Annotated in this window: 6 protein-coding genes; 4 read left to right on the top strand and 2 right to left on the bottom strand. The window is 74.8% G+C overall.

From position 1 onward, the window contains the following. Window positions 1-33: 33 nt before the first annotated feature. Window positions 34-570: a GNAT family N-acetyltransferase gene (locus ACFVHV_RS41835; RefSeq protein WP_380358852.1), complete on the bottom strand. Its 537-nt coding sequence runs from the start codon at window positions 568-570 to the stop codon at window positions 34-36. A gap of 1,546 nt (window positions 571-2,116) precedes the next feature. On the opposite strand from ACFVHV_RS41835, the gene ACFVHV_RS41830 reads away from it, so the two are divergent. From ACFVHV_RS41830 to ACFVHV_RS41820, 3 genes are all read left to right on the top strand, one after another. Then, on the top strand, window positions 2,117-3,991 hold the full coding sequence (locus tag ACFVHV_RS41830; RefSeq protein WP_380358849.1) for a transglycosylase domain-containing protein: 1,875 nt from the start codon (window positions 2,117-2,119) through the stop codon (window positions 3,989-3,991). Window positions 3,992-4,188: 197 nt separating this feature from the next. Continuing rightward, complete coding sequence (locus ACFVHV_RS41825) at window positions 4,189-4,386, top strand: ribosomal protein L7/L12 (RefSeq protein ID WP_380358847.1); 198 nt, start codon at window positions 4,189-4,191, stop codon at window positions 4,384-4,386. A 148-nt stretch (window positions 4,387-4,534) separates the two neighbouring features. Continuing rightward, window positions 4,535-7,606 carry an ATP-binding protein gene (locus ACFVHV_RS41820; RefSeq protein WP_380358844.1) on the top strand — a complete coding sequence of 1,024 codons (3,072 nt, stop codon included), beginning with the start codon at window positions 4,535-4,537 and terminating at the stop codon, window positions 7,604-7,606. Between the two features lie 336 nt (window positions 7,607-7,942). Here ACFVHV_RS41820 and ACFVHV_RS41815 read toward each other — a convergent pair whose 3' ends face one another. Further along, the gene (locus ACFVHV_RS41815; RefSeq protein WP_380358842.1) at window positions 7,943-9,160 is read right to left on the bottom strand and encodes an alpha/beta fold hydrolase; all 1,218 of its coding nucleotides are present in this window, start codon (window positions 9,158-9,160) and stop codon (window positions 7,943-7,945) included. A gap of 102 nt (window positions 9,161-9,262) precedes the next feature. On the opposite strand from ACFVHV_RS41815, the gene ACFVHV_RS41810 reads away from it, so the two are divergent. Next, entirely contained in the window at window positions 9,263-9,898 is a 636-nt protein-coding gene (locus ACFVHV_RS41810) for a TetR-like C-terminal domain-containing protein (RefSeq protein ID WP_359909303.1), read from the top strand. Window positions 9,899-10,137: the final 239 nt, after the last annotated feature.

Here is a 10,137-nt window from a genome sequence, read left to right as displayed (position 1 = left end):
GGGGCACATGGGTGCCCCGCCCGGCGCCGTCCGTCAGATGCCGAACGGCGCGGCGTAGCGGACGGTGCCCGCGGGCAGCGGGTGGTCGGCGTCCAGGGAGAGGGCCATCAGCGCCTCGTCCGGGACGTCGATGGTCAGGCCGATGCCGTGGGCGCCGGCGCGGGTGAAGCCGAACCGCGGGTAGTAGTCCGGGTGGCCCAGGACGACGACGTGGCGTTCGCCCAGGCCCCGTGCCGCGTCGAGGGCGGCGCGGACGGCGGCGGAGCCGGCGCCGGTGCGCTGGTACGCGGGGAGCACGGCGCACGGGGCCAGGCACAGGGCCGGGACGTCGCCGATGTGGCAGCGGGTCAGCAGGGCGTGGCCGACGGCGGTGCCGTGCTCGTCGGCGGCGACGAGGGACAGGCCCTCGATCCAGGAGGCGTCGGCGCGCAGTGGACCGCTCAGACCGGCGGCACCGGCGGCACCGGCGGCAGCGACGGCCCGGCCGGCGGCGGGGCCGAGGACGGCCGGCGGTCGGCGGGGCGGGCCGGCGGGATGACCGGGGCGCGGAAGTCGCGCGGGCCGGTCCACAGCGCGGGGACGGCGTCGCTGCGGCGGGCCAGTTCGTACGCCAGGGCCTCGTAGTTGACCCGCCAGCCGTGGAAGTGCGCCCAGGCCTCCTCGACCGGGCGCTCGCGCGGGAAGCCGGCCGCGGTGATCATCGCGACGGCGCCCAGGTACTCGGCGTAGGTCAGCCGGATCGGGACGTCCGGGTCCGGGTCCGTGTCGAAGTCGATCCGCAGCGAGCGGGCGATGTCGCGCAGCGCGGTGAAGCCGGCCCGGAGCACCAGCCGGGCCTCGGGCGGGGCCGACCGCGGGCAGAGCGCCAGGTGCAGGGCGGCGGCGTCCATCACGGCGATCAGTCCGACCACCCAGCTGCGGTTGGGCTGCGGGGAGCGGAAGGAGAGCAGCACCGGGTAGTTGGAGTGGCTCTCGCCGATGTCGGCGGCCAGCCGCTCCCAGTCCCGGTAGAGCTGGGGGAGCGCGGTCTCGGTGTCCACCAGGGACTGGCGGGCCAGCAGCTCGGGGCCCCAGGCGGGCTCGCCGGCCCGGGACTGCAGCAGCGTCACCTCGGTCTCGCGGCGCTGGTAGGCGGCGTAGAGGGTCGGCAGGTAGGAGATCTGGAGGGCGATCACCAGCGGGCCGCTGGCGGCGGCCAGGAAGTCGATCGCGGAGAGGTGCAGCCGGTCGCCGCTGGCGAAGCCGAGGGTGAACAGACTGGACCCGGCCTCGCGCACGGCCACCGACCAGCTGAGCTCCGAGGTGCCGTGCAGCAGCAGGGTGTAGGCGGTGAGCATGCAGCTGAGCCACACCCCGAGCATGCCCAGCAGCACCAGCGGCGCCAGCCAGGTGAGCGCCCGGTCCTGCGCGTGGTAGCCGCGGCCCGGTCCGGCGGCCAGCCGCAGCAGCCCGCGCAGCATCCGCCAGAGCCGCATCACCAGCGACGAGTAGAGCCCGCGCGGAACGACCAGCGTGCGCAGGATGCTGCCGACGATCAGCAGGAGCAGCATCGCGCCGAGGGCGGTCTGGATCATCCTCATGGCGTCATTCTGGCGGTACGCCGGGGCTGTCGCGGACCGGTGCCCGCGCGGGTCGGCCGTCGGCCGTCCGTCCACCTGCCGTCCGCCCGCCGTCCGTGGCCGGGGCGCCCCGGTTCACCGCACCGAGTATGACCATGATCACACCAAGGCGAGGCATACGTACTGATGTTCCCACCGCGTCTATGTGTACGGAGGATCACGCCCACGAGCGAATCGGAGACCGGACTGTGCGTGCCCAGCAAGACAGCGCCGCCGAAGAGGAGAAGCCCGGGCGGCGACGGTGGCGCTTCCCACCGCGTCGGAGGCCGTTACGGGCGTGGCGCCCGCTCCGGGGTCGGCGCCCGTCCCCGGGTCCGTCCCCGAGCCCGCCAACGGATGCCTCCCCGAGCCCGTCCCCGAGCCCGTCAACGGACCCGTGCCGGTCCCCGGACCCGGGCGCCTCCCCGCGCTCACCCCTGCGCCGGTTCCTGCGGATCGACTACCCGCGCCGCGCACGGCGCGGAGTCCGCCGCTGGCTCCCCTCCTGGCGGCAGCACATGCTGGTGGCCGGGACCGGGGCGGCGGCGCTGACGGGCTGGCTGGCCTGGTTCTACACGAACACCGCCGTCCCGGAGGACCTCAACTCCTTCGCCACCCAGCAGAACAACGTCTACTACTGGGCGGACGGCACCGAGATGGCGCGGATCGGCCCGACCAACCGGCAGGAGGTGCCGCTCGCCCAGGTGCCGGAGCCGGTGCAGTGGGCGGTGCTGGCCGCCGAGAACGAGACCTTCTACACCGACCCGGGCATCTCCGTGACCGGCATCGGCCGTGCCGTCGTCCAGATGGTCACCGGCGGCGACACCCAGGGCGGCTCCACCATCACCCAGCAGTACGTCAAGAACATCTACCTGAACCAGCGTCAGGACATGTCCCGCAAACTCAGCGAGATCGCCATCGCGATCAAGCTGGACGACCGGATGAGCAAGCAGGACATCCTGGCCGGCTACCTGAACACCAGCTGGTTCGGGCGCGGCAGTTACGGCATCGAGCGCGCCGCGGCCGCCTACTACGGCAAGGACGTCTCCCAGCTCGACCCGAGCGAAGGCGCCTTCCTGGCCGCCCTGTTGAAGGGCGCCGGGCAGTACGACCCGGCGATCAGCGCGGGGAACCGGGAACGGGCCGAGGAGCGCTGGTCCTGGATCCTGGACCGGATGGTGGAGGTGGGCAAGCTGTCCGCCGCCGAGCGCGCCCGGTACACGGTGTTCCCCGAGCCCAAGCCGCAGCCGAAGTCGGCGGGGCTGAGCGGCCAGATCGGGTACCTGGTGGACACGGCCCGCGCCTACGTGGAGAGCCACAGCGACATCACCCCGGCCCAGTTCGACCTCGGCGGCCACCAGATCCGCACCACCTTCGAGAAGCCGAAGGTCGACGCCCTGGTCGCCGCCGTCCAGCAGGGCACCGCGGGGATCGACCCGGACAACCGGGAGTCCGACAAGCTCCTGAAGGTCGGCGCCGCCTCGCTGGCCCCGGACGGCCGGGTCGTCGCGCTCTACGGCGGCCCCGACTACCTGAAGCAGGGCTTCAACAACGCCAACACCACGACGGTGCCGATCGGTTCGGCCTTCACCCCGGTGGTGTACGCCGCCGGGCTCGGCGAGGGAGTGCAGCGCCGGCGCGGCGGCGACCGCACCCCGGTCGCGCCCACCACCACCTACAACGGCGACGACGGGGTGAACGTGATGACCCCGGAAGGACCGTACTGGGGACGGGACGGGAAGATCGTCAAGACCGCCAACGACGGCAAGCGGAACTGGGGCAGCGTCACCCTGCGGAACGCGGTCGAACAGTCCGTCAACGGGCCGCTGATGCAGCTCGGCATGGACGTCGGCCTGGACAAGGTGCAGAAGACCGCCACCGACCTCGGCCTGCTCCCCAACAGCCTCGGCGAACTCGTCCCGGCCCTCGGCGTCGGCAACTCCACCCCCAGTGTTCTGCGCACCGCCGACGCGTACGCCGCCTTCGCGGCCGGCGGCTCCCACACCGACCCGTACTCGGTGCTCAGGATCTCCCGCAACGGCGTCCAGCTCCCCCTGCGCCTGCCCGCCGCCACCCAGGCGCTCACCCCGGCGGTCGCGGGCGAGGTGGACGCGGCACTCAAGGGCTCCGTCCGCGACGGGGCCGCCAAGCCGGCGGCGGAGGCCGGCCCGAACCTGGCCGCCAAACCCGGCACCACCGCGGACCGCACGGCGGGCTGGTTCGTCGGCTACAACGGGCAGCTGTCGACGGCGGTCACCGTGTTCCGCGCGGACCTGAAGGACATGAAGCTCCTCTCCCTCGAAGGCCTGGGCGGCGCCACCCCGGACACCTCCGACGCCACCGTGCCGGCCCGGATCTGGACCACCTACATGAAGACGGCCACCGGACAGTAGGCCGGGCCGCCGCGGGGACCGTGCTGCACGGTCCCCGCAGTTGACGTCCGGTCGGGCGGGCCCCCGGGCCGGGTGTGTTTCTCGGTCGACCGGGCGTTGCGGCAGTGTCTGTCCTCCGGGCAACGGCTGGGGGTGGGGGAGTGGTGGCGGCGGACGGGTACTTCGAGTTGGTCTGTGACGGGGGGCCCATCCGCGTCGTGGTGACCGGTGCGGGGCCGCGCGTGCTGGAGGTCGCGAAGGCCGTCAGGCGTCGGACCGGGCTCAGCCTGTGGCACGGCAAGGCCCTGCTCGGTCGGCTGCCCGCGGTTGTCCTCGATGACGTGACGTCGGACCTCGCCGAGGCCGTGGCGGCCGAGCTGCGGGCCGCCGGAGCGACCGTCGAGGTGCGGTACTGACGAGCTGCGGTACCGCCGGGGTGCGGTGCCGGGCGGCGGACCGCAGGGCCGGTGGCCGCTGTTGATCAGTGCCCGGACTAGTGTCAGGGTCGTGCCGAGGTCGGCGGGCGCCACCCGATCGGGCGGCCGGGCGGGCCTCGGTGCGGTCGTGAGCATCGAGGGACTGAAGCGGATGAAGATGACGTTCGGGCTGCTGGGGCCCCTGACGGTCGATGTGGACGCCGTGCCGCAGGCGCTGCCGCGGGCCACCGTGCTGCGGGGGCTGCTGGGGGCCCTGCTGCTCGCGGAGGGGGAACGGCTGCCCGTGGGGCGGCTGCTGGACCTCGTGTGGGCGGAGCAGTCGGACCGGGTCGGCCGGGGCGCGGTGCACACCGGGATGTCGCGGCTGCGCACCTGGCTCGGGCGGTTCGGGGACGAGGCGGTGGCGCTGGAGTCCGACGGGCAGGGCTACCGGCTGGTGACCGGGCCGGACGCGGTGGACCTCGGACGGTTCCGCAGGCTCGCCGCCGACGGGGACCCGGCCGGGGCGATCGGCCTGCGGCGCGGCCCGGTGCTGGCCGGGCTGGAACGGGTGAACCGCGAGGACCCGCTGGTCACGACCGTGGAGCACGAAGTGCGCGCCACCGCCCTGGCGCTGGCCCGGGCCGCGACGGCCGCCGGAGCGTCCCGGACCGCCGTCCCCGCCCTGACGGCGCTCGCCGAGGAGTACCCGTTCGACGAGCCCCTGCAGGCCGCCCTGCTGGAGCTGCTGGCGGCGGACGGTCGGGCGGCCGAGGCGCTGCGCCGCTTCCAGGCGCTGCGCCGGCGGCTGTCCGAGGAGCTCGGGATCGAGCCGGGCGAGCAGGTGCGGAACGTCTTCCTGGCGCTGCTGGCGCAGGACCGGGAGGGCGCCCGGCCGGACCGCGGTCCCGCCCGCGTGCCCTCCCAACTCCCCCGGGACGTCCCGGACTTCACCGGACGCGACGAGCAGGTGCGGATCGTGCTGGACGCCCTGGCGACCGGCCGGGTACCGGTGATCGCGGGCATGGGCGGCATCGGCAAGACCGCGCTGGCCGTCCGCACCGCCCACCTCGCCGCCGTCGACTACCCGGACGGCCGGCTCTACGCGGACCTGCGCGGGGCCGACGAGACGCCCGCCGACCCGGCCGGCGTCCTGGCCGCCTTCCTGCGCGCCCTCGGCGCCGACCCCCGGGAGATCCCGGCCTCCCTGGAGGAGCGTTCCGCGCTGTACCGCACCCTGCTCGCCGGCCGCCGCACGCTCGTCCTCCTCGACAACGCCGCGGGGGAGCAGCAGATCGTCCCGCTGCTCCCGGGCACACCGGCGGCCGCGGACGAACCGCCGGGCGACGGGTCCGGCGAACGGCCGGGCGACGGGTCAGGCGGCCGAACCGGCAACCGGCCCGGTGCCCGACCGGCCGTCCTCGTCACCAGCCGCGCCGCGCTCACCGCCCTGCCCGGCTCCCGGCTCGTCGACCTCCACGAACTCGACGCCCCCCACGCCCGGACGCTGCTGCGCCGCATCCTCGGGAACGAGCGGGTCGCCGCCGAACCGGTGGCCGCCGCCCAGATCGTCGAGCTGTGCGGCGGCATGCCGCTGGCCGTCCGCATCGCCGGGGCCCGCCTCGCCGCCCGGCCGCGCTGGACCCTGGCCCGGCTCGCCCACCTGCTGCGCGACGAACGGCGACGGCTCGACGAGCTGGCCGCGGGGAACCTGGCCGTACGGGCGGGCTTCGCCGTCGGCTATGCCAGGCTGTCGGAGCCGGCCCGACGCACGTTCCGGCTGCTCGGACTGCTCGACGCGCCCGACTTCGCGCCGTGGGCCGCGGCGGCGATGGCCGGCATCCCGCCGGAGCAGGCCGAGCGGCAGCTGGAGGAGCTGATCGACGCCCAACTCCTGCAGGAGACCGGCACGGAGCCGCATCTGCGCTACCGCTTCCACGACCTCGTCCGGCTGTACGCGCGCGAGCACGCCGAGGCCGCGGACGAACCGGCCGCGCGCACCGCCGCGCTCGAACGGGCCTTCGGCGCCTGGCTCTGGCTGGCCGAGCAGGCGGCCGACCAGGTGCCCGGGCCGTGCTTCGCGCCGATCCACGGCACCGCACCCCGCCACCCGATGCCGTCCGGCGTCGCGGCGGCACTGCTGGACGACCCGATGGCCTGGTTCGACGCCGAGCAGCCGGCCCTGAACACGAGCGCCCGGCAGGCCGCCGCGCTGCGCATGGTGTCGGTGGCGTGGGACCTCGCCGCCTGCCAGGAGAAGTACTGCGACGTGCGGGGCCTGTACGACGACTGGCGCACCACCCACCTGACCGTCCTCCAGACCTGCCGGACCGCCGGCGACGCGCTGGGCACGGCCGTGCTCACCCGCGGCCTGATCGAGGTGACGACCTGGACCACCCCGGCGGACGGCTCCGGGACGACCGTCGACCTGGCGGACGGCACCGAGACGATGGTCGCGCTGGAGGACCGCGCCCGGCACCTGCAGCGGCTGTTCGAGCAGGTCGGGGAGGAACGCGGGACCGCCGACGCCCTCGTCCTGACGGCCTGGAGCCTGGTGGCCCAGGGCCGCGAACAGGAGGCGCTGGAGGCCGGCCACCGCGCCCTGGACCTCGCCACCGCCCACGACCACCCGGGCGGCGAGGCCCGGGCGCACCAGATCATCGCCATCGCCCACGGGGAGACGGACCTCGACCGCACGATCGAGCACCTCACCGAGACGCTGCGGCTGGCCCGGCTGATCGGCAACACCCGCTTCGAGGCGACCGCCATCCAGTTCCTCGGAGCCGCCCACGGCCGGGCCGGCCAGGTGGAGCGGGCCGGCGAGCTGCTCCTCCACTCGCTCGCCATGGCCCGCTGCCTCAAGGACCGCTACGTGGAGGCGTTCTCGCTGCTCTACCTGGCCATGCTGTACGCGGGCACCGGCGACGGCCGCGCCCGGGAGACGGCGGAGGCCGCACTGGCCATCGCCCGCCGGTTCGACCTGGGGCACCACCTCGCCCAGGCCCTCGGCATCCTGGGGGAGCTGGACCTGGCGGCGGGCGACCACGCCTCGGCGGTCGCGCACCTGGAGGAGTCGGTGCTGGTGTGGCGGGCCCGCGGTTGGCGCTCCTTCCTGGCGGAGGCGCTGCGCGCGCTCGGCCGGGCGTACCAGGCGGCCGGGCTGCCGGAGTCGGCCGCGCGGGTGCTGGAGGAGGCGCGGGAGCTGAGCGACATCCGGTAGGCGGCGTGGGGCGGCACGGGGCAGCAGGGGGCAGCAGGGGGCAGCACGGGGAGGCGCGAGGCGGTGCGGGGCGGCGATGGCGAGCGGCCGGGGATCGGTAAGCGATCGGTAAGGCCCGGTTGCCTACGATCGATCTCCACGTACAGGACAGACGCACCCGTATCCGGCCGCAGGCCTGGTCGACGCGCCCGTCCCGTACGCGCCGCACGGGCAGCCGGTCGGGTTCGCGCAGGGGACGGACCCGGCCGGAGGCGCATCCGCGGGGGTGTCCCGCGGGCGTGGTCGGGCCGGCGAAGGTCGGGCCGGCGCGGAGTGGTCGGCCGGCGGGCGCGCCCGTCAGCTCGCGGGCCCGGCCGCCCGCGCCAGGGTGGTGTCCAGCCAGTCGAAGACCGTCTGGTGGAAGCGGAACATGGCGCCCATGTGGCAGTGTTCGCCCGCGCCCTCGGCCTCGGTCAGGGTGACGAGCGTGTGGGGGCAGGTCAGCGCGGCCCGGACCCGCTGGGGCTGGCCGCGGAAGAACTGGTCGTTCTCGGCGTCCAGGACGAGGGTGGGGCAGTCGATGAGCCGGGCGACGCCGTCGAGGGTGTAGTCGGCGGTGCGGCGGATGTAGTCCGCCACCGATGCGGCGCCGAACGTCCACACCCCGTTGCGCAGGGCCCACCGCAACTGGGTGCTCGCCTGCATGAGCAGAGCCATGACCGGCTCCACGAGGTCGTCCCGGCCGGCCTCGATCCACTCGCGCAGGAACGGCGGCATGAACCGGTCGTGGGCCTCCCCGAAGCTGTACAGGCCGTCGTCCAGCACCAGGGCGGCCGGGCGGTGTTCGTGGGCGGCGGCGCGGGCGGCCAGGTAGCCGCCGAGGCTGTAGCCGAACAGGACCAGCCCGTCGGCGGCGATCTCGGGGCGGGTCAGCGCGTAGTCGACCACCGGGGTCACCACGGCCTCCCAGTCCGGGCGGAAGGCGAGCCGCTGTTCGCGCAGCGCCGCGCCCTGGCCCGGACCGTCGTAGGCGAGGACGTTGTAGCCGCGGCGCAGCGCGGCCGCGGCGACGGCGAAGTACGCCTCCTCCAGCGTGGAGTCGAAGCCGCTGGTGAACAGGACGGTGGGGCGCCGGGCGCCGGAGTCGTCGACGAGGAACAGGTAGCCGGGCAGGCCGGTGTCCTGGTAGGGGATGGTCACGGCCTCGACGGGGGTGTCCATCAGGGCCGCCGCGGCGGCGAAGGTCTCCCGGGAGAGCGCGGAGAGGCTCTTGGCCTCGGGGTCGTTCGCGGGGTCGTCGCGGCGGTAGAACTCGGCGGTGCGGTAGTAGTTCGACGCGCGAAGCAGGGCTTCGCGGGCGCTGACCCGGTGCCCGGCCGCCAGGGCGCGGTCGCCGATGTCGTGGACGCGCTCGGCGGTGGCCTTCCACTCGCGCAGCCAGGCCGCCTCGTCGCCTTCGCCGATGTTCCGGGCGGTGGCCACGACCTCGCCCAGGTCGGCGCCGCCGTAGTTGGCGAATCCGGCCGCCCGGAGTGTTTCGAAGGAGAACGACTCGTCCTCGAAGAGGAATCGCATGGGTGCTCCCGACATTGCTGAGACGGAACGGTTCCGTCTCGTCTAAACGCTAGCCCCCGCCTAGTCGAGACGCAAGCGTTCCGCCTGGTGTAGGTTCGGGGAATGCCCAACACGCCCGCGCCCCGGCCCGCGACCCCCGGCCCCTCCGAGCAGCCCGTGCGCCGGACACCCGGCGGGCCGGTGCTCCAGGACTCCGTGACCGAGGCGATCGCGGCCGCCTTCTTCGAGGAACTGGCAGACGTCGGCTACGCCCGGCTCTCCCTGGAGGCGGTCGCCAAGCGCGCCGGGGCGGGCAAGGCCGCCATCTATCGCCGCTGGCCGTCGAAGCTCGACATGACCGTCGCCCTGATCCGGGCCGTGGCCGTGGACGCCTCCGAGATCGAGGACACCGGCACCCTGCGCGGCGACGTCCTCGCCTTCCTCACCGAGATCGACGGGGCGCTGCGTCACCGGCTCCCGTCGAAGATCATCCCCGATCTGCTCGCCGAAAGCGGTCGCAACCCCGAGCTGGCGCAGGTGCTGATGACCGCCGTCCGCGACACCCGCCGCGGCAAGGCCACCGGCCTGCTGGAACGGGCGGTCGACCGCGGCGAACTCCCCGCCGATGTGGACCGCGAGCTCGCACTCGACTTCCTCGCCGGCCCGCTGTACTGGCGCCTCGCGGTCGTCCGCACGGCGACCGCCCCCGACTACCTCGACCGCCTCACCGACAAGCTCCTCGCCGCCTTCGCCGCCTGACGGTCGAGGCTGCGCGGCGTCGTCGGCCGAGACCGCGTCGCACCCCGGACCTGAAGGCGTGTTCGGCCTGCTTCGGCCTGCACTCGCTGGTGCGGGCCGGAGCCGGCGGACTCCTCGGCCGCCGACGGGTTCGTACGGCGGCTTCGTACGGCGGCTTCGTGCGGCGGCGCCCCCCCGCGGGGGGGGGGGGGCCGCGCCGCGGGGCCCCCCCGCCCCCCGGCCCCCCAGGACAGCGGCAC

Source organism: Kitasatospora sp. NPDC127116 (assembly GCF_042677365.1).
GTDB lineage: Bacteria > Actinomycetota > Actinomycetes > Streptomycetales > Streptomycetaceae > Kitasatospora > Kitasatospora lactacystinica.
Note: the sequence above shows the minus strand (reverse complement) of the source record. Positions and strands in the feature narration are given on the sequence as shown.